Genomic DNA, 18,961 nt, shown 5'->3' with positions numbered 1-18,961 from the left:
CGCCAACCGAGCAAAGATTAAACTGCTGACGACAATTAACCAGTAGGAGCCTGTAAGAAGAATACAAACTTGAATCGCCCCCAGGTTTCGTGGAGTCAGTTTCTGCGTCTTCGGATGCTCACGAACAAGGCGTTGACTCCCTCTATATCCCGGAGCAGTTCGTCTGGCTGCGTTACAGGCCGCTGCTGACCAGCTGCATGTGAGTGCGCGCTCACGTTGCGGCAGCAGCGATCATGTAGACGCTGGACTTCTCGAAAGTCCTGCTCTTCCACCACCATCACGCCATCGAGCCGGCCAACCGAGATACCATCACGAAATCGCACAACGGTTCCGTTGAGTAGCGTGTCCTCGATCCCAACCTCAATCGTCACGCGCAGGTCATCGTAGGCGTTGCGGATCGCGCGACGCTCATCCTCTCCCGGAGGGTTGTTGAAGTTAGCCGCAATCTGCTGCTGAGTGGTGCGGTGCTGCTGAATCCGTTCCGCATGCCGGCGCATGTCGTAAGGTAATCCAGCATCGACGTAACCAGGACCTTCTGCTCGATAGCTGATCGACCGGACTCCCGGAACCCGATCCGCATCCTGGCAAAGCGTGAGTAGCTCACCAAAAAACACAGCATCGTGGGTGAACACGATCACTTGTCGAATGGCGGACTCCTCAACTATCCGACGCGCAACAGCGGTTCGATGGCCGTGGTCAAGGCTTGAGACCGGATCGTCGAAAACGATGCCTGACGTCGACCCCGACTGGTGGAGCTCCGCGAAGAAGAACGCGAGAGAGCACATGCGCTGCTCAGCCTCACTGAGAACCTGGTGCGGGCCAAGCTGGCAACCTTGGAGTTGAATACCTAGGCGAACCGATCCTGCATCTCCTTGAGAATAAATCCCGGCTTGGATGTACCGAAGATTCAGCCTGCTAAGTTCCTCGTTCATACGTCCAGCCAGTGCTTCGCTGACGTAAGCTCTCCCCAACTGACTTGCAAGCGTGGTCATCGGGCGCGTCGCAGCGATGTCATCAAGACAGCTCTGGAGCCTAGCCCTACGGGCCAGACTCTCGATGACCCTGGCTATGCCTTGGATATGCTCGGAAAGGAGCTGCCTAGCTTCGAGCTCCTTCAGTCGCAGCTTTTTGGCTGCCAGGGCTTCCGCATCCATGTTTGCGCGCATGCGGGCCGCTTCGGCGCGTAGTGCTTCCGCAACTTGAAGGAGCGAAGCCGCCGGGCCCGGGCCTCGATATCCAGGGCGCTCCGGCCATTCCCCGTCAGCTACAGCCGTTCTGAGCCACTGAAGTCGAGCGACCAAATCTTCCTGGTAAGCCTGAATATCGTCCGGCAGCGCTGCCACTCGAGCCCTCAAACCATCCTGCATGTTGGGGGCAACTATGAAAGCAACACTAGCTTGGCCAACGTCGCGGACAATCTGCTGCCAGGCATCCCGGGCAGTTTGAGCAGCTTCGGCCGCACGATCCCGGATGTAGTGATCAAACCGCTGCAAGCGGTCCTGAGCCTCAGGATTCAGTTCCTGCTGGCAAAGCACGCAAACTGCGCCGTCATCGGTAACTGGGAAAGCTTCTCCAGGGTAAGCCGTGCCCATCGAGTACTCACGCGCAGCATTGAACAACGTTGCCCAAGGGCCCTGACCAGTTCCAGGAAGCAGCTGCGTCGCATCCCCTGCCTGCAGCAGGGCAGATGCCGCACGCTCCGCGACCTCCGCATCGACAAGGGTTCGATGGGCCTGCAGCTTGGCATCCAACGCATCATCGGACACAACACTTGCTGCCGCTGCGATGGTGTTGGCCAACTCATCGACCCGAGTCGCGGCATTGTCGAGGTTCGTCGCCCTAGCGGTTGGGTCCGCTTCGCTTATCTCCTGAGGAAGGCGAGCTCGCTCTGCCTGCTCATCTGGCGTGAGTGTGGCCAACTCACGTGCCCGCGTCAGATCTGTGGTAGGTCCAATCGGATGCACTGTCCGGCCGGCCTCGGTATCGGCGGGAATGATATTGAATGGCGTAACGTCTGTAGCGAGACCTGCAATTTCATTCTGGACTCGTGGCCTCAGAACCTGGTTGAGCCCGTTGGCCAGCTGCTGCAGATAGATCAGCGCAGACGGCTGAAAAGTGGCAGCTTCTCGCGACTGTAGGTAATGACGGGCGCAGTCGCCATCGAATACGGAAATGCCCCGAAGTTCGGGCCTCGGGACAACCCCAGGCTGACCACTCCAGATCGTTTGCTCCGGGGCGCCGTCCAGCGAGAAGTCGATGGCGGCGCTCGGTATGAGCTGCTGGTAATTCGCGGCATAGGCATTGGCGTATACAGCACCAGGGCTACGGGCTCGGCACGCCTGTTTCAGTACGCGGGCATAACCGGACTTACCAGCGCCATTACCACCGTACACGATGGTGAGCCCTTGCGACTGAAACTCCAAAATCTGGTCGCTTGGAATCTTGCCGACATTGGTCAGCGAATGTAGGGCTCGCAGGACAACCGTCCGATCCTGATTCGCCTCTGCGGGGAAATGCTCCGCGGCGAACCCTATCGGTTGAGGTGCTGGTTGAAGTGCACTGGGGACAGCATGATGTTGTTTGGCAAGGTCTAGAATTTCACTCAGGTCCTCCTCGGTCCATGCCCCCTGAACACACAGGCGTCGCAAGGCATCCTGACGCCATAGTGGCAACCTTCCCGCCCACTCCAGCACTTCCTCATAAATGGCCATACCTGAGCTCCCTGTTCCTTAGAGAAATAAGCATAGTGCACCGCGCAGCAATTTCCGTTGAAGCTTGATTCTTGCCCAGACCGAGAAGGGTGTTCTGGCCGAAATTCTAAAGGTCTGCTTTTGGCCGTTTTCTGCCTCTCGCGACGGGCAACTACCGGCCAGAAGCGGACGGTATCGCTTTTGCCAAGGACGGATCACCAAACCAAAAGGGACATTAATCTAACTTACCTAAGTTGCACTGCTCTACTGAGTGTGGGGGGCGGCATCCCTGCTAACAGGCGCTGGCTGCCGGATTACATGCCATGACGATCCACGCCGCGCCGTCGATCATCACCGACCGCTCGCCGGGGAGGCCGGCGAAGGCGGCGCGAACCGCGGCCGAGGCGTGGGCGCGGATGTCATCGGTTTGTTGCGCTAGTACTAGCGACAGCGGACCGCCCTCGAACGCCATCCTCACCGCGTCATCGATCGCCGCATCCCGAGTCTCGCCTTCACCGAACGGGATGGAAACATCGAACGGCGCAAAAGTGATATCGGTAAAGCCAGCGGCCGTCAGGATACGTGTCACGCGTCCCCGGTCACCGAACGAGAATGGTCCAGGTGCTTCAGGATCAGGCGGTGCGGCCAGCGGGACGATGCCCTTGATCGCGCCCATCGGCAGGCGCACCCAATCGTTCTCGGCCACGCCGCGCCAGCAGATGAAAGCGACCCGCCCGCCCGGCCGGAGCGCGCGTCGCATATGTGCGAACGCCCCTGTCGGATCGTCGAAGAACATCACCCCGAAACGCGAGAAAAGGATGTCAAACGCGCCCTCGGGCAGCTCGGCGCTACTGGCGTCGGCCACCTGGAACAGGACCGGCGTATCCTGCGGCGCAAGCTCGCGCGCTCGTCCAATCAGCGGTTCGGATATGTCCACGCCCAGCACATGTCCGCCCGCGCCGACGCGGGCGGCCAGAGCCAGACTCGACGCGCCCGCGCCGCAACCGACGTCAAGCACGCGTTCGCCCGTGGCGGGCGCCGCGGCTTCTATCGCGGCCTGGCCAAATACCGCAAACATGGCGTCGAGCCGGGCCTGGTTGGCGGCCCAGTACTCTCCGCTTTCGCCATTCCAGTCGGCGACCTGATAGGCTTTTTGCTCTGTCATGACATCTCCTCGTTTTGATTCGTTTTTAACCAGCTAGCCTTTGATCGAGGCAAGGAGGAAAGGACGCTACTTGGCCCATGCCACGATCCGTTCCGCGATCGCCTCAGGGGCCTCGATGTGCAGGAAGTGACCGACGCCGGGGACGACCTCCATCGCGTGCGGGGCGGCGAACTGATGTCGGTCTTCGAACTGCGTGGGGAGGATGCAGCCGTCGTTGGCACCGTGAAGCTGCAACAGGGGCACCGTGATCGGCTGAGACATGCGGCGCGTCGCACCAATCATGCCGGGGCGCAGCATCGCCCGGTAATACTTTAGGGGCGCGGGCATGCTCTTGCGCAGATGCTCGTGTAGCTCTGCCTTGAGAGCGGGATCGAGCGAGAAGCCGGGCGACCACTGACGCCAGAGGCGGTCGATGAAGGCAAGATCGCGGGCGGTGGAGATCCAGCCGCTTCCAGGCAGTTGAAAGAGCCCCATGTACGAGCTCCGGCGCAGTTGAGCGAGGTGCGTCAGCCGGCTCATGAACGTGAGTGGATGAGGGATTGCGAGCGCGACCGCGCGTTCGATCCACCCCGGTGCGGTGACGCAGGCATCATAGGTGATCAGGGCGCCCCAATCGTGGCCAATCAACTCCACGGGGCGCCCCGGAGACCAGCGGTCGATCAGCGCGAGCACATCGCTGGTGAGGGCTGCGAAGTCGAACGGCCCCGCGGTCGGGGACGGCGCGTAACCGCGAAGCCAGGGTGCGACGACGTGGCGGCCACGGCGGCCGAGCTCGGCAAGGAAGAGCTTCGCGGTCGGCGGATGATCTGGGAAACCGTGCAAGACGATCGTCGGTTGACCATCGGGATCCCCCCCCTTCAGCGCATGAAAGGTGCCGTGTGGCAGGTCGAAAGTGACGTGTTCGAACTCCATGTGTGTCAGCCTTTTTCAAAAATGGTCGGGCGAGAAATGCTGATGCTGGCTTCGGTGTTTCTGGTCCTGGACATGTGCGCCTCCATGCTCATCTCCAATCTGTGCTCTCAAGCCGGCATCGACTGCTGGGCGAAGATACCGGCCATCGCGCCTTGCCATATTTCCGGAGTCAGGCCGTGCAAAAGCCGGGGACGGCGACCTTCTGGAACAGGTGCGGGGTAGCTACGACGGATGACGGATAGGCCGAAACCTTCGCGACGAATTCGGGACGGGCGAAGGCATCGCGGAGCGTCTCGGTGGACTCCCACACCACATAGTTCAGGAAGGTCGGGCTATCACCGATCGCTCGGTGCAGTTGGGTGGAGATGAAGCCCGGCTGCTTCTTCAGGGTTTCGCCTGCCGCCTTGAAGGCGTCCAGGAAGCCCGCTTCGTCAGCGGAACCGACCGTGAATATGTTGATAAGTACGATTGGCGCGGCCGAGATGCCGAGTTGGCGCTCAAGCGGGAATTCATCGTCTAGCGGCTTGAATTTCTTTAGGACTTCCATGGTGGCGCTCGCGTCTATTGTGAAGTTGAAATTGGCGTGATCGATGCTGCTTGATCTCAAACCAGCATCGACTGCTGGGCGAAGATGCCCGCCATCGCGCCTTGCCATGAAGCCGTGCTGACAGAAGCCATGAGAGGGTTGGCGAGGTCGCCGGCAGCGTAGACGCCGGGCACACTGGTTTCGCGGCGCTCGTCGACCTTGAGGGCGATACCCAGGGGCGTATCGACCGTGGCGAGGCCCAGGGATTCATGCAGACGTGCGGAGGGCTTGTTGCGCGGATGCGCGAACAGGATGTCGACCGCGACAGGGGGGCCGGCGTCGAGCCTGACGGTGGTGTTATGGCTCTCGTCATGGTCGATTTCGGTGATCCGGCCATCGACGACAGGGATGCCGCGGCGCGCCAGATCGGCCCGGATGTCAGGTGGAATGTCGTGACCATTGGCGAAGACCGTCAATGTGTCGGTCCAGTCGTGGTATAGCCTGACGTAGTTGTGCGACGGCGGGCCGGACCAGACGAGGCCCCAATGCCGGCCCGCAACTTCAAAGCCGTCGCAATAGGGGCAGGGCACGATGGAGGTTCCCCAGCCTTCGGCAAAGCCGGGAAGTTCAGGCATCTGGTCGGCGACGCCATAACTCAAGATCAGGCGGCGTGCCCTGAGACTTCCGCCATCGCCAGTGAGGATGGAGAAATCGTCAATGGTGCCGGAGATACTCTCGGCCCGGGCAGTGACAAGGCTGATCGTAGGGTAGCGCGCCAACTGTTGCCGCGCTTCGGCCAGAATTTCCAGCGGTGGCTTGTGATCGTGGCCAAGCAAACCATGCGAGTGGTCGGCGAAGCGATTACGCGGAAGTCCGGTATCGAGAACGGTGACTTCTCGGCGGGCACGACCAAGCTGGAGAGCGGCGGCAAGACCCGCAAAACTGCCGCCGATAATGATGACGTCATTCATGGTGATAGGCTCCGCGTTGTGGCTGAAGGGACTTGGGTTTTACTGTTTGGATACTTTCGAGTACCATAATCCCGAAATTACGATACCGTCAAGTACTGGAATTTTTATGACCGAAATCAGCCAGACCCGGCGCGGCCGGCCAGCCAACGAGGCGCTCAGCCAAACGATCGTCGACGCCGCCGGCGAACTTTTTGTGGAGTTGGGATTTCAAGCGACAACAATGGACAAGGTCGCCCAGCGGGCAAAAATATCCAAGCTAAGCATCTACCGACACTTCGAGAACAAGGAGGCGCTGTTCAGCGCGGCCATCGCGGCCCATTGCCATCAGTTTGCACCACAGGCCATTGTTGAAGGCATCGACGGTTCGGCTGCAGATCAGCTCATGGCGGTGGGGACATTCCTGTTGCGCACGTTGTTGAGTCCGGAAGTGCGCAGTGTTGAAGCCATGATCATGGTCGACAAGACGAAGCAAAAGTCGTTGAGCAAGCTCCATTACGAAGCCGGTCCCGCCTATGTCATTGCCCAGATCGAGGCCCTGTTGCGTCAGTTGCACGCGAAGGCGATGCTGAACGTGCCCGACCCTTTAGAGTCTGCCCGCTTGTTTGCCGCGCTTATCAAAGGGTCCGATCTCCTGATGATCGCCCGCTTCGATGAGGCGAAAGCAAAGGACGACTATGAAGTCGAATCCTATTGCCGGTCGGCCGTCGCAATGTTCATCGCAGCGCACGGTATTTAGTGGTTGATTTGAACGCCTGATGTTGATCGTTAGCTGGACATCTCAAATGGCAGGCTTCGGCCGTTAGCGGTCCTTGCCAAGGTCCGCTTATGGCCGTTTTATGCCTTTCATGAAGCGCAGAAATCGATTGCTGTCTGTCGCATGGTCTGAAAATAACTCGCAGCCGGCTGTCACCCTACATCGGCGCACCTTACGAATCTGCCCCTAATTCGAAGAACGAGCGTAATAGCGCGGAAATTCAGTTAGATAGTGCCCGGTCAGGCTGCATGACCTAGGTTGAGGGGAAAATAGTGTCAACTATGCAAGGGGACATTCGCCTCGCTAATCACCTCTGTAGCGAGATGAATGGAGGTCTTGATTAACAAGGCGAGTATCAACGCATTATTCAATGGAAGATCTTGTGTTGCGTCTTGGAGGCATCACCACTTAACAGAAAACACCCGACGCAGGTCTTCAATTGCTTCCTCATCCAGCGGTGCAGGCTTCGGATTGCTCATCATCCAGAGCTTCGCCGTTTCCTCAAGCTCTTCCAGTGCAAAGCTGGCTTTCGATACTGAGGTTTCCCAAACCACTGGGCCTAGCCGTTCCAGCATGACGCCACGCACATCGTTGGCCAATTGCGCAACTTGTGCCGCCACGTCAGGAGAACCGGGGCGCTGATAGGCGATCAATGGGATGTGGCCGACTTTCATGATTTGGTAAGGCGTCAGTGGAGGAAGGACGTCGTCTTTGTTCCAGACTCCGGCGAGCGTCAGAGCCACGAGCGACGTCGAATGTGTGTGCACTACACCATTCACTTCCGGGTTGCGGTCGTAGACCTGACGGTGCAGCTCCAGGGTTTTCGAAGGCTTGTTGCCAGATACCCAGGTGCCGTCCTTGCTGACCTTCGCGATTTCTTCCGGCTTCAATCTTCCCAGGCAGGCGTCGGTGGGGGTGATCAACCAGCCATCTTCCAGGCGTGCACTGATATTGCCTGCGCTACCCACGGTGTAACCGCGTTCGTACAGGCTTTTGCCGACGGTGCAGATTTCTTCGCGCAATTGTTCTTCGGTGCTCAACTTGTACTCTCCTCGAGAAGTGATGTGAGGCCAGAGCCGATGCCTGAAACTGAACGGTTGGCTTCGGCGGATTCGGGTCTTAATTTCAGAATCGGCGATTTGTGAGCGAAGGATCCACTCAGGTGCTGTTTCATGAGATGCGCGGCTTCAAGGTTGTTACCTTGCTCCACCAGTTCGATCATCCGGATGTGTTCGGCGCACTGTTTGAAAAGGCGCTTGCGGTCGATCATCGAGCGATATTCGATCAAGCGCCGCATGTTGTTCATCTGGACCAGGATCATGTGATAAAGCGGGTTGCCGGAGAGCTTGATTAGCTCTTCGTGGAAGCGAATGCCATTTTTGAGCAGCACATCAGCCGGCAGGTTATCAATGCCGCCGTTGAGCATGTCCTGCTGCTCTTTTTTCAAGCGCTGGAGCTTGCTCAGGTCGTGATGGTAGGTCGGCTCCAGCAGCGCTGCCGGTTCGATCAACGAGCGCACCTTGTAGATCTGTTCGAGAGTTTCCGGCGTTTTTGCGACGTCCAGAAAGCGCCAGCCATAACCCGGTTTCGGCTCGGCCCAACCGACTTTTGCCGCCCGGTTGAGAATGTCTATGACCTGGGCCTTTGTCAGGTTGTAGCGAGTGCGCAGAAACTGCTCTGTCACTTCGTTGGGGATTGCATTGTTCAGCCAGTCTTCCGAGAGTCGGTAGTATTCGTCCGGCTCCTCAAGCGGAAGTACCTCATCTTGGATTTGCGACGGATCCTGCACGAGCTCCAGCACGAAGAATCCACGATTTGGCAGTTGTTCGAGAATGTTTTGCTCCGAGAGCAATACCAGTGCTTCACGCGCAGGAGAGCGGGAGACGTTGAACTCGTCGGCGACTTTTTGTGCGCTCAGGTGAGCTCCCAGAGCCAGCTTGCCGGTCTGGATTTTCTGCCGAATTTCAGCAGCGATGCGTTGTACGAGGGCGCTTGAGGCCATATTTTGATCACTTACAAATAGGGTGGCGACGATCACTGTCCGCAGTAGTGGCGAGTGAGAGCGAATGAAGCATGGCTTGATTCGAACAGGTTTCGTCGCTGATGACTACTTTTTAACGTGGCATTATGCAAAAAATTGCATTGGCTAAATTTTGAAATGGCCCACCATGCTGTTGAGCTCGACAGCCAAATGGCCAAGGGATAACGATGCGTCGGTGGTTTGTTGCGATCCCGTGGCCGACTGAACGGACAGATCGCGGATATTGAGCAGGTTACGGTCCACGGAACGTGCAACGTGCGCTTGCTCTTCGGTGGCCGTCGTGATCATTAGATTGCGTTGATTGATGTCGTCGTTGGCGGCGACGATTTCTGCCAGCGCGCTTTGAGTGGATTGGGCCAAAGACAGTGTGAGGCGGGTGTTCTCGCTGCTGTTGAGCATGGTCGAAACGGCAGTATCAGTTCCGCTCTGGATGCCACTTATCATCTCTTCGATTTCCCGGGTCGACTGTGCAGTGCGGTGGGCGAGGGCGCGTACCTCATCTGCAACGACTGCAAAACCTCTTCCCGCATCGCCTGCTCGAGCCGCTTCAATGGCGGCGTTGAGTGCCAACAGGTTGGTCTGTTCGGCGATCGTGCGAATGACGTCCAGCACCTTGCCAATGCGCTGCGCCTGTTCGGCCAGACTTTCAATCTGCTCCGAACTGAGTTGCACATCTAGGGTTAGCGTCTCTATGGCGCCCAACGTTTCGACCATGCGTTGCTGCCCTTTCAGGGCAATGTCCCTTGACGCCACGGACAGCTCGGACGTGGACAGCGCATTACGGGCGACTTCTTCGATTGCGGCGGTCATTTCGGTCACCGCGGTGGCTGCCTGCTCAATCTCGGCGTGTTGCTGTTGAATATCCTGACTGGAAGCTTCCGTGACCGTGTTCAGTTGCGCGGTGGCGCTGGTCAATTGCCGGGATGAGCCTGAGATCTGTCCCAGGGTTTTTATCAGATTGCTTTGCATGGTCGCCAAGGACTCGAGCAGACGAGTAGCTTCATCGTTGCCCGTTGGTTGAATGGGCTGGCTCAGATCACCTTCGGCAATTGTTTTCGCGGCTTTAACGGCCACATTCAAGGGCGCAGTGATGCTGCGAGTCAGTAGCCATGCCACCAGAACTGTCCCGATACCAACCAGGATGATGACCAATGCCACGCCTTGGACGGCGCGTTGATAGGCATCGATCGACTCGTTACCTGCCAGCTCTGCGCCTTGGTTTGAACGGTCGATGAGGTCTTCGAAGTTTTGCGTCATCTGATCGTAGGAATCCCTGATCGCCATCAGAAATTCCCTGGCGCCCGTCTTGTCACCCTTGCGAGAAAGCTTGAGCAATTCGAGGTGATTTTTTGCATACACGTCAAGGCTGGCATTGAACGCGCTCAACCTGCCCTTATCGTCCTCGTTCGTGAGCAACTGGGCATAGATCTGCATTTGCTCGCGAACCTGACGCAACCGCCCGGCGGTTTTGTCCTCGTAAGACTGCATGTCTTTTTCGCTGACCGAAAGAATGTGCTGCATCGATCCCATCCGGTAGCGGTTCAGTGCGGCATTCGCCGCCCCCAGAGCACGTACCCGTTGAAGCCAATTGTCTTTTATCTGGGTCGATTGGACCTGCACTTCATCGATCTGACGTAGCGCGAAGACCCCTAGCGCAATGCTCAGCGCGGCAATGATGACGAACCCGAGAACCATTCGACTGGCGATGGAGAGGCGTCTTGGCAGCATGATCAGTATCCCTTCGGCAGAGTAGTGCGATCCGGGTCGTGGCCGGATGCGTGTATTTGTGCTGACTAAAATAGCATTGCATTTTGGTGTGTCAATGTGCCAAGATTTTTTAGGCGTTTTTCGAGAAGTCTTACCTGAGTGATGAGCGGTAAAGCCAAAAATGCTGAGGTTAAAAGCTTCTTGTCGGTCCCTGGCAGTTTGAGCAGTCGATAGGATTGCTTTGCTCTGATTGATTATTTGCACGCAAATAATCACAAGCACGTCCAGATTTCCTTTGCGTTCAATAATAAAACCCTGTTTGAGGAAGTATCTGTCATGCAGCGCAGAACCAAGATCGTGGCCACGTTAGGGCCAGCAACAGAATCATTCGAAGCCCTCGAGGGATTGGTGAAAGCGGGCGTTGATGTCGTGCGCCTGAACTTCTCCCATGGGAAGGCTGAAGATCACATTGCTCGTGCCCGGCTGGTGCGTGAGCTGGCTGCCAAACATGGTCGTTTCGTGGCAGTACTGGCCGATCTGCAAGGTCCTAAAATTCGCATCGCACGGTTTGCGCAAGGAAAAGTCGTTCTCGAGAAGGGGCAGCAATTCATTCTCGACGCAGCGCTGGACAAAAATGCCGGAGACAATCAGCGAGTCGGAATCGACTACGAGGCCTTGATCACAGACAGCCGCCCAGACGACATTCTGTTACTCGACGACGGACGAATCGAGTTGAAGGTTCTGAAAGTCGAAGCGACTCAATTGATCTGCGAAGTCCTGATAAGCGGGCCGCTGTCCAACAACAAGGGGATCAATCGCAAAGGCGGTGGACTGTCGGCATCGGCGCTGACCGAAAAAGATTTCGCCGATATCAAGACGGCTGCACACATGCAGGTGGATTACCTGGCTGTCTCGTTTCCACGCGACGCCTCGGATATGCACCTGGCTCGTCGCCTGATGCAGGAGGCGGGAGGGCAGGCCGGCCTGATTGCCAAGATTGAACGCGCAGAAACCGTCAATGACCTGCGAATTCTTGATGAGATCATCGAAGCATCTGAAGGCGTGATGGTGGCCCGGGGTGACCTGGGGGTGGAAATTGGTGACGCGGAACTGGTCGCCGTTCAAAAGCTGATTATCGAACGTGCCCGCACGCTTAATCGTGTGGTGATCACCGCCACTCAGATGATGGAGTCGATGATCACGCAGTCAATGCCGACTCGTGCAGAAGTGTTCGACGTTGCCAACGCAGTGCTTGATGGCACCGACGCCGTGATGCTCTCCGCCGAAACCGCGGCGGGTGCCTATCCCATCGAAACGATCGAGGCCATGCACCGGATCATCATCGGCGCAGAAAAGCATCCTCAGTCCCATCGTTCCAAACATCGCGTCGACCAGGTGTTCCACAAGATCGACGAGTCCATCGCGATGTCCGCCATGTACGCGGCCAACCATCTGCACGGTGTCAAAGCCATCATCTGCATGACGGAAAGCGGTGATACACCTCGCTTGATGTCGCGCATTCGCTCGCACCTCCCGATCTTCGCGTTCTCTCGCAATCTGGCCACTCAGAATCGCGTCACGTTGTTCCGTGGTGTCGCGACCATTCCGTTCGACAGTGACGACTTCGCTCCTGAAATGGTGAATGAGAAAGCGGTTGAAGAGTTGACCCGACGCGGTGTGGTGAAGGCCGGTGATCACGTTCTGATTACCAAAGGCGATTACGCCAACGCCCAAGGTGGGACCAACTCCCTTCGTGTTGTGCGCGTAGGCGAAGCGATCCGCTGATTGAGGATGCTCTGATGAGTGAGACGAATTCTACTGATCACAAAGTCGTTGAAGAACACGACTTTGCATCATGGCCACGGGATTTCGATTTTCGGGCGCAGTATGCCGAGCAGCAGGAATTGCTCGGTACGCAAGGCCAAGAGGCAACGGCAGTGAATCATACGAAGGGGACAAATCATGCTTAACAAGAACAGCCGTATCCAACAAATCACTGCCCGTGAAATTCTGGACTCGCGAGGAAACCCGACTGTCGAAGCGGTTGTGACGCTCAATTGTGGCGTCAGTGCCACCGCCAGTGTCCCGTCGGGTGCGTCTACCGGTTCACGTGAAGCACTCGAACTGCGCGACAACGCTACGCGTTACATGGGCAAAGGCGTGATGCGTGCGGTCGAAAACGTGAACAACCCGATCCGTGAATGCTTGATCGGACTGGACGCGTTGAATCAGCGCGAAATCGACAACGCGATGATTGCCCTTGATGGTACCGAGAGCAAGAGCATCCTGGGTGCCAACGCGATCCTCGCTGTCTCCCTGGCTACCGCCAAAGCGGCAGCCGAGGTTCAGCGTATTCCATTGTACGAACACTTGGCGGCGCTTTACGGATCGCCAGGCAAGTTCAGCATGCCGGTTCCGATGATGAACATCATCAACGGCGGCGAGCACGCTGATAACAACATCGATATCCAGGAATTCATGATCCAGCCGGTCGGCGCCTCGTCGTTCCGTGAAGGACTGCGCATGGGCGCCGAGGTGTTCCATTCCTTGAAGAAGGTTTTGTCCGAGCGTGGCCTGAGTACCGCGGTAGGGGATGAAGGCGGGTTTGCTCCCTCACTTGCTTCCAATGAAGAAGCTCTGATTGTTATCAAGGAAGCGGTAAGTCGAGCGGGTTACGAGCTGGGCAAGGAAATTACTCTGGCGCTTGATTGCGCAGCCTCCGAGTTTTACGAAGACGGTCAATATGTACTGTCCGGGGAAGACCAGACATTCAGTTCGCAAGGCTTTGCCGATTACCTGGCGATGCTTTGCGACAAGTACCCCATCATTTCCATAGAAGACGGGATGGATGAGAGCGACTGGGAAGGCTGGGCGGGTTTGACCCAAAAACTTGGCCACGTGCAACTGGTGGGTGACGACTTGTTTGTGACCAACACCAAAATTCTGCGTGAGGGCATTCAGAAAGGAATTGGTAATTCGATTCTGATCAAGTTCAACCAGATCGGGACTCTCAGTGAAACGCTGGACGCCATTCGTATGGCGCAAGACGCAGGCTACACCGCGGTCATTTCTCACCGTTCGGGAGAAACCGAGGACACCACCATTGCCGACCTTGCCGTCGCGACCTGTGCCGGACAGATCAAGACCGGCTCTCTGAGTCGTTCGGATCGGGTGGGCAAATACAACCGTTTGCTACGAATTGAAGAGGCGTTGCAAGGTCGTGCGCCCTATGACGCTACCGCACTTTTGAACAGGAAAGCCTGAATTATGCAGACCTTTTCTCACAAAAAAAAACTGGTTATCGGTAACTGGAAAATGAACGGCAGCAGCGCGACCAATGCTTCGTTGCTGCGCAGCCTACTTCCGGTGATTTCACGCTTTGAAAGTGTTGAGACGGCAATTTGCCCACCGTTTCCCTACCTGACGACCGTAGCTGATCTGCTGGACGATTCTGACGTTTCGCTGGGAGCCCAGAATCTCAGCACCCATCTGTCAGGCGCACATACCGGAGAAGTCAGTGCTTCGATGCTCCAGGACATCGGCTGCCGCTACGTGCTCGTCGGGCATTCGGAGCGCCGTGCGCTTTATGCAGAAGATGATGAGCTTGTGGCAAAGAAGTTTGCTACCGCGCTTCGTGCCGGACTCATCCCGGTGTTGTGTGTGGGTGAAACACTTGCTCAACGTCAGGGGGGTGAAACAGAGGCAGTCGTCACCCAACAATTGAGTGCAGTACTGAAGGCAGTGGGCATTCAGGATCTGGTCAGGGGCGTGATTGCCTATGAACCTGTATGGGCCATTGGTACTGGCGAAACCGCGACGCCAGAGCAGGCTCAAGCTGTTCATCGGCACATCCGGGAATGGCTGGCTGAACAGGATCGCCCGGCCGCCACCGATTGCCGGATTCTGTACGGCGGGAGTGTGAAGGCCGAGAACGCCAAGCAATTATTCGATCAACCGGACATCGATGGTGGCCTGATCGGCGGAGCTTCGCTGGATGCGATGTCCTTTGCTGCCATCTGCTGGGCGGCTCAAACGGCGCCGGCTGCCGAACCCATCGCGATCTGAATTCTATTTGAACGTGCAAAGCACCATGTGCCGGGTTCTTTCTCTCCCGGCACTGCACAGTGTGCACAGAGGTATGAAAAATGACGTTGAACAACCGACTTGAAACTCTCTTCCCGAGCGCAGACGAAATCCCTGCAGCGTTTCGTCCAGGACCTTCCATTGAACAGCGCGAATATCTGGTCAATGGCGAGCTGCGGTTGTGGGACGGCGCGCTCGCTCCCGTCCGCAGTCCTGTATGCCTGAAAAAGGAATCGGGTCATGAGTCCGTGATTTTGGGCAGTACCCCACTTCTGGACGCGCAAACGGCCATGACCGCACTGGATGCAGCGGTACAGGCCTATGACCGTGGCCAAGGCGTCTGGCCAACCCTGCGCGTGGTCGAGCGTATTCGACACGTGGAGTCTTTCCTCAGCCGCATGCGTGAACAACGTGAAGCGGTAGTGAAATTATTGATGTGGGAGATTGGCAAGAATCTCAAAGACTCGGAGAAAGAGTTCGATCGCACCTGCGACTACATCGTTGACACGATCAATGCCCTCAAGGAACTGGATCGTCGCTCCAGCCGTTTCGAGCTCGAACAAGACACCTTGGGCCAGATCCGCCGCGTTCCGCTGGGCGTAACGCTTTGCATGGGGCCTTATAACTATCCCCTGAACGAGACGTTCACGACCTTGATCCCTGCGCTGATCATGGGCAATACCGTCGTGTTCAAACCGGCCAAATTCGGTGTACTGCTGATTCGACCTTTGCTTGAGGCATTCCGTGACAGCTTCCCGGCCGGGGTTATCAACATCATTTACGGCAGCGGCCGGGAAACCGTCAGCGCTTTAATGGCCAGCGGCAAGATCGATGTTTTTGCGTTCATCGGAACCAACAAGGCTGCCAGCGACCTGAAAAAGCTGCACCCTAAGCCACACCGTCTGCGTGCCGCGCTGGGCCTGGATGCGAAAAACCCGGGCATCATCCTGCCCGATGTCGATCTGGATAACGCCGTTTCCGAGGCTGTTACCGGCTCGCTCTCGTTTAACGGGCAACGCTGCACTGCGCTGAAAATCCTGTTCGTTCATGAAAACGTCGTTGACGCTTTCATCGACAAGTTCCAGGCGAAGTTGGCTCAGCTGAAACCGGGTATGCCGTGGGAGCCGGGTGTCGCTTTAACGCCCCTGCCAGAGCCAGGCAAGACTGATTTTCTGACCGGGCTTGTGGCCGATGCTGTCAGCAAAGGCGCCAACGTCGTCAACGCCGGCGGGGGAGAAGTCTGTGAGACGTTCTTCTACCCGGCGGTGCTGTACCCGGTGACTTCCGACATGCGTGTGTATCACGAAGAACAGTTCGGGCCGGTTGTACCTGTGGTGGTTTACCGTGATCTGGAAACAGTCATCGAATACGTCCTCGATTCCGATTTCGGCCAGCAGCTCAGTATTTTCGGCAAGGATTCCGCGCAAGTGGGTCGTTTGGTCGATGCCTTTGCCAATCAGGTGGGGCGTATCAACATCAACGCGCAATGCCAGCGCGGCCCAGACAGCTTTCCATTCAACGGTCGCAAAAACTCTGCCGAAGGGACGCTGTCCGTGCATGACGCCTTGCGCGTGTTCTCCATTCGCACGCTCGTCGCCACCAAGTTCCAGGAAAGTAACAAGGAACTGGTCAGCGACATCATTCGCAATCGCGAGTCGAGCTTCTTGACCACTGACTACATCTTCTAGGGGGCACGATGACTACGCGCTCTTTGATTATTCTTGATGGTGTCGGTATTCGGCAGGCTACTGAATCGAATGCTTTCGCCGCAGCGAGAAAGCCGACGTTTGATGCGCTGCTCAAGCGTTTCTCCCACAGCGAGATCGCGACGTCAGGTCTTGCTGTTGGGCTGCCCGAAGGTCAGATGGGGAACTCCGAGGTTGGCCACATGAATCTCGGCGCGGGGCGGGTGGTGTACCAGAGCTTGACCCGAATTGATAAAGCACTCGCGGACGGAGAGTTCTCACACAACCCGGCACTACAGATGTTGCTCCAAGGGGTAAAGAGTCGCGATGGTGCTGTGCACGTGATGGGGCTCCTTTCTCCGGGCGGCGTGCATAGTCATATCGATCAGATTATCGCGGCTTGTGGTTGCCTGGTTGAGCAGGGTGTCGAGAAAGTTTATGTGCATGGTTTTCTCGATGGCCGAGACACGCCGCCCAAGAGCGCTTTAGCCTCGCTTGAGGCTTTGGAAAACGCGTTTGCGAGACTGGGCGCCGGACGCATTGTTTCGCTGGTCGGTCGCTACTATGCAATGGATCGCGACAACCGCTGGGGGCGCGTGGAATCGGCCTACCGCTTGATTGTCGGCGGCGAAGCCGAACATCAGGCTGAAACGGCGTCGGTAGCTTTGTCTGCCGCTTACGAACGTGGGGAGTCGGACGAGTTCGTCAAGCCAACCACGATTGGACAGTCTGTCAGTGTCGGTGCGGATGACGCCATGATCTTCATGAACTTTCGCCCCGATCGGGCGCGGGAGTTGACCCAGGCGTTGATCCAACCGGATTTCACGACCTTCGAGCGGCCGTTTGTGGTGGACAAGGATCGCTTGCTGACATTGACGCAGTATTCCGAAGAGCTGAGTTGCCTGTGTGCATTCCCTCCCGAAGCTATTCACAACAGCTTGGGGGAACACTTGGCCAGACTTGGGAAAACGCAATTGCGCATTGCCGAAACCGAGAAGTACGCCCACGTGACGTTCTTTTTCAACGGCGGTAGAGAGCAGCCTTTTGAGGGTGAGGAGCGAATCCTGATTCCGTCACCTGACGTTGTTTCCTACGATCTGCAGCCTGAGATGAGCGCCCCCCTGTTGACTGACGAACTGGTCAACGCCATCGCTGGCGGCAGATTCGACCTGATCGTTTGCAACTATGCCAACGGCGATATGGTGGGTCATACGGGCTCCTTCGATGCTGCCGTCAAGGCGGTCGAGGTGCTCGATGAATGCCTGCGTCGCGTGGTTGAAGCAACCCTCGCAGTTGGTGGTGAATGTTTGATTACCGCCGACCACGGCAACGTTGAGCAAATGCTCGATGCGATGTCTGGCCAGGCCCACACGGCGCATACCTTGAATCCGGTGCCGCTGATTCTGGTCAGTGAGCAACCAGGGCGACACGGGCTGAAGAATGGCCGGTTGTGCGATATCGCTCCAACCCTGTTGCAGATGCTGAGTTTGCCGATTCCGTCTGAGATGGATGGCAACTCGCTTCTCACCGTCTGATTGGCTGACAGGTGCCATCAGTGCATCGCCGCACCGACGATTGGTTTGGTCGCCCCCGTCGAGGCGATGTGGCTTACCACGACTCGCTCATTTGAGCATGCGGGCATCACCGATTTTGGTGATGCCTTTTTTTCTGGGCAATCGAGAGTTTTGACGTTATGGAATGGTTTCTCAATCCGGAAATCTGGATCGCGTTTTTTACCCTGACAGTGTTGGAAATTGTTTTGGGTATCGACAACATCATCATGATTTCGATTTTGGTCAGCCGCATGCCCAAAGCCATGCAGCCCAAAACCCGCTTCTTCGGTTTGGCACTGGCCATGGTCACGCGCATTCTTCTGCTGCTGTCCATCACTTGGATCATGCAACTGACTACCGATCTGTTTAATGTCTTCGATCAAGGGATTTCGGGTCGTGACCTGATTCTGTTCTTCGGAGGATTGTTCCTGCTGTGGAAAAGTAGCAGCGAAATCTTCCAGGAACTGGAAGGTGGCGAGGAGGGGGAGTCTGAGTTAGGTAAAAAGGGTGCGGGCTTTCTGAGCACCATCATTCAGATTGCGATCATCGATATCGTCTTCTCGCTGGACTCGGTGATCACAGCTGTCGGAATGGTTTCTCATGTACCGGTGATGGTTGCCGCTATCGTCGTCGCCGTGTTGATCATGATGCTCGCGGCCGGGGCGATCAGTGCGTTCATCGACAAGCATCCGAGCCTGAAAATGCTGGCCCTGGCATTCCTGATAGTCGTGGGCGTCGTGCTGATTGCTGATGCAATGGGGATGCACGTACCGAAGGGCTACGTCTATTTTGCAATGGCATTCTCGCTTGCGGTCGAGGCATTGAACATTCGCTTCAGGACGCTGAAGGCTGCGTAAAGCCATGTCAGACGGGC

16 protein-coding genes are annotated in these 18,961 nt (G+C 57.0%); 8 read left to right on the top strand and 8 right to left on the bottom strand.

Going from position 1 to position 18,961, the window contains the following annotated elements; genetic code table 11:
• Positions 1–95: 95 nt before the first annotated feature.
• From SOP95_RS02485 to SOP95_RS02465, 5 genes are all read right to left on the bottom strand, one after another.
• Positions 96–2,711 carry an AAA family ATPase gene (locus tag SOP95_RS02485; protein WP_323605890.1) on the bottom strand — a complete coding sequence of 872 codons (2,616 nt, stop codon included), beginning with the start codon at positions 2,709–2,711 and terminating at the stop codon, positions 96–98.
• Positions 2,712–2,982: 271 nt separating this feature from the next.
• The gene (locus SOP95_RS02480) at positions 2,983–3,855 is read right to left on the bottom strand and encodes a class I SAM-dependent methyltransferase (protein WP_218481900.1); all 873 of its coding nucleotides are present in this window, start codon (positions 3,853–3,855) and stop codon (positions 2,983–2,985) included.
• 66 nt (positions 3,856–3,921) lie between these two features.
• Positions 3,922–4,767: an alpha/beta fold hydrolase gene (locus SOP95_RS02475; RefSeq protein WP_323605889.1), complete on the bottom strand. Its 846-nt coding sequence runs from the start codon at positions 4,765–4,767 to the stop codon at positions 3,922–3,924.
• Between the two features lie 169 nt (positions 4,768–4,936).
• Positions 4,937–5,314 (bottom strand): antibiotic biosynthesis monooxygenase family protein, encoded by a 378-nt coding sequence (locus SOP95_RS02470; RefSeq protein WP_218481898.1) that lies wholly within the window; start codon positions 5,312–5,314, stop codon positions 4,937–4,939.
• Positions 5,315–5,370: 56 nt separating this feature from the next.
• A complete protein-coding gene (locus tag SOP95_RS02465; RefSeq protein WP_323605887.1) occupies positions 5,371–6,264 on the bottom strand; it encodes an NAD(P)/FAD-dependent oxidoreductase in 894 nt (297 codons plus the stop codon).
• 106 nt (positions 6,265–6,370) lie between these two features.
• Here SOP95_RS02465 and SOP95_RS02460 point away from each other — a divergent pair, with 106 nt between their 5' ends.
• A complete protein-coding gene (locus SOP95_RS02460) occupies positions 6,371–7,000 on the top strand; it encodes a TetR/AcrR family transcriptional regulator (protein WP_218481896.1) in 630 nt (209 codons plus the stop codon).
• A gap of 419 nt (positions 7,001–7,419) precedes the next feature.
• Here SOP95_RS02460 and otnC read toward each other — a convergent pair whose 3' ends face one another.
• From otnC to SOP95_RS02445, 3 genes are all read right to left on the bottom strand, one after another.
• Complete coding sequence (otnC, locus tag SOP95_RS02455) at positions 7,420–8,058, bottom strand: 3-oxo-tetronate 4-phosphate decarboxylase (protein ID WP_323605884.1); 639 nt, start codon at positions 8,056–8,058, stop codon at positions 7,420–7,422.
• Positions 8,055–9,020: a GntR family transcriptional regulator gene (locus SOP95_RS02450; protein WP_323605883.1), complete on the bottom strand. Its 966-nt coding sequence runs from the start codon at positions 9,018–9,020 to the stop codon at positions 8,055–8,057. The genes otnC and SOP95_RS02450 overlap by 4 nt, the downstream gene beginning before the upstream one ends.
• Positions 9,021–9,164: 144 nt before the next feature.
• Positions 9,165–10,787: a methyl-accepting chemotaxis protein gene (locus SOP95_RS02445; RefSeq protein WP_323606105.1), complete on the bottom strand. Its 1,623-nt coding sequence runs from the start codon at positions 10,785–10,787 to the stop codon at positions 9,165–9,167.
• 315 nt (positions 10,788–11,102) lie between these two features.
• On the opposite strand from SOP95_RS02445, the gene pyk reads away from it, so the two are divergent.
• The 7 genes from pyk (at position 11,103) to SOP95_RS02410 (ending at position 18,944) form a co-directional block, all read left to right on the top strand.
• Positions 11,103–12,551, top strand: a complete 1,449-nt coding sequence (gene pyk / locus SOP95_RS02440; protein WP_323605882.1) for a pyruvate kinase — start codon at positions 11,103–11,105, stop codon at positions 12,549–12,551.
• Positions 12,552–12,565: 14 nt separating this feature from the next.
• Positions 12,566–12,736 (top strand): hypothetical protein, encoded by a 171-nt coding sequence (locus SOP95_RS02435; protein ID WP_162830878.1) that lies wholly within the window; start codon positions 12,566–12,568, stop codon positions 12,734–12,736.
• Positions 12,729–14,030: a phosphopyruvate hydratase gene (gene eno, locus SOP95_RS02430; protein ID WP_323605881.1), complete on the top strand. Its 1,302-nt coding sequence runs from the start codon at positions 12,729–12,731 to the stop codon at positions 14,028–14,030. The genes SOP95_RS02435 and eno overlap by 8 nt, the downstream gene beginning before the upstream one ends.
• 3 nt (positions 14,031–14,033) lie before the next feature.
• Positions 14,034–14,831, top strand: coding sequence for a triose-phosphate isomerase (tpiA, locus tag SOP95_RS02425; RefSeq protein ID WP_323605880.1), 798 nt, complete (start codon positions 14,034–14,036; stop codon positions 14,829–14,831).
• An 80-nt stretch (positions 14,832–14,911) separates the two neighbouring features.
• Positions 14,912–16,537, top strand: coding sequence for an NADP-dependent glyceraldehyde-3-phosphate dehydrogenase (locus SOP95_RS02420; RefSeq protein ID WP_323605879.1), 1,626 nt, complete (start codon positions 14,912–14,914; stop codon positions 16,535–16,537).
• Between the two features lie 8 nt (positions 16,538–16,545).
• On the top strand, positions 16,546–18,069 hold the full coding sequence (gpmI, locus tag SOP95_RS02415; protein ID WP_323605878.1) for a 2,3-bisphosphoglycerate-independent phosphoglycerate mutase: 1,524 nt from the start codon (positions 16,546–16,548) through the stop codon (positions 18,067–18,069).
• A 158-nt stretch (positions 18,070–18,227) separates the two neighbouring features.
• Entirely contained in the window at positions 18,228–18,944 is a 717-nt protein-coding gene (locus SOP95_RS02410; protein WP_007946556.1) for a TerC family protein, read from the top strand.
• The last annotated feature ends 17 nt before the right edge of the window (positions 18,945–18,961 follow it).

The organism is Pseudomonas sp. YuFO8, from assembly GCF_035065025.1.
In the GTDB taxonomy this organism is placed as follows: domain Bacteria; phylum Pseudomonadota; class Gammaproteobacteria; order Pseudomonadales; family Pseudomonadaceae; genus Aquipseudomonas; species Aquipseudomonas putida_AE.
The sequence above is the reverse complement of the archived record's forward strand: the minus strand, read 5'-3'. Positions and strand labels throughout refer to the sequence as shown.

Excerpts from the sequence above, each read along its gene's own strand:
- SOP95_RS02475 (WP_323605889.1), bottom strand. The coding sequence starts at position 4,767 with ATGGAGTTCGAACACGTCACTTTCGACCTGCCACACGGCACCTTTCAT.
- SOP95_RS02435 (WP_162830878.1), top strand. The coding sequence starts at position 12,566 with ATGAGTGAGACGAATTCTACTGATCACAAAGTCGTTGAAGAACACGAC.
- SOP95_RS02420 (WP_323605879.1), top strand. The coding sequence starts at position 14,912 with ATGACGTTGAACAACCGACTTGAAACTCTCTTCCCGAGCGCAGACGAA.
- pyk (WP_323605882.1), top strand. The coding sequence starts at position 11,103 with ATGCAGCGCAGAACCAAGATCGTGGCCACGTTAGGGCCAGCAACAGAA.
- tpiA (WP_323605880.1), top strand. The coding sequence starts at position 14,034 with ATGCAGACCTTTTCTCACAAAAAAAAACTGGTTATCGGTAACTGGAAA.
- gpmI (WP_323605878.1), top strand. The coding sequence starts at position 16,546 with ATGACTACGCGCTCTTTGATTATTCTTGATGGTGTCGGTATTCGGCAG.
- SOP95_RS02460 (WP_218481896.1), top strand. The coding sequence starts at position 6,371 with ATGACCGAAATCAGCCAGACCCGGCGCGGCCGGCCAGCCAACGAGGCG.
- SOP95_RS02480 (WP_218481900.1), bottom strand. The coding sequence starts at position 3,855 with ATGACAGAGCAAAAAGCCTATCAGGTCGCCGACTGGAATGGCGAAAGC.
- SOP95_RS02450 (WP_323605883.1), bottom strand. The coding sequence starts at position 9,020 with ATGGCCTCAAGCGCCCTCGTACAACGCATCGCTGCTGAAATTCGGCAG.
- SOP95_RS02485 (WP_323605890.1), bottom strand. The coding sequence starts at position 2,711 with ATGGCCATTTATGAGGAAGTGCTGGAGTGGGCGGGAAGGTTGCCACTA.
- SOP95_RS02470 (WP_218481898.1), bottom strand. The coding sequence starts at position 5,314 with ATGGAAGTCCTAAAGAAATTCAAGCCGCTAGACGATGAATTCCCGCTT.
- SOP95_RS02465 (WP_323605887.1), bottom strand. The coding sequence starts at position 6,264 with ATGAATGACGTCATCATTATCGGCGGCAGTTTTGCGGGTCTTGCCGCC.
- SOP95_RS02445 (WP_323606105.1), bottom strand. The coding sequence starts at position 10,787 with ATGCTGCCAAGACGCCTCTCCATCGCCAGTCGAATGGTTCTCGGGTTC.
- eno (WP_323605881.1), top strand. The coding sequence starts at position 12,729 with ATGCTTAACAAGAACAGCCGTATCCAACAAATCACTGCCCGTGAAATT.
- SOP95_RS02410 (WP_007946556.1), top strand. The coding sequence starts at position 18,228 with ATGGAATGGTTTCTCAATCCGGAAATCTGGATCGCGTTTTTTACCCTG.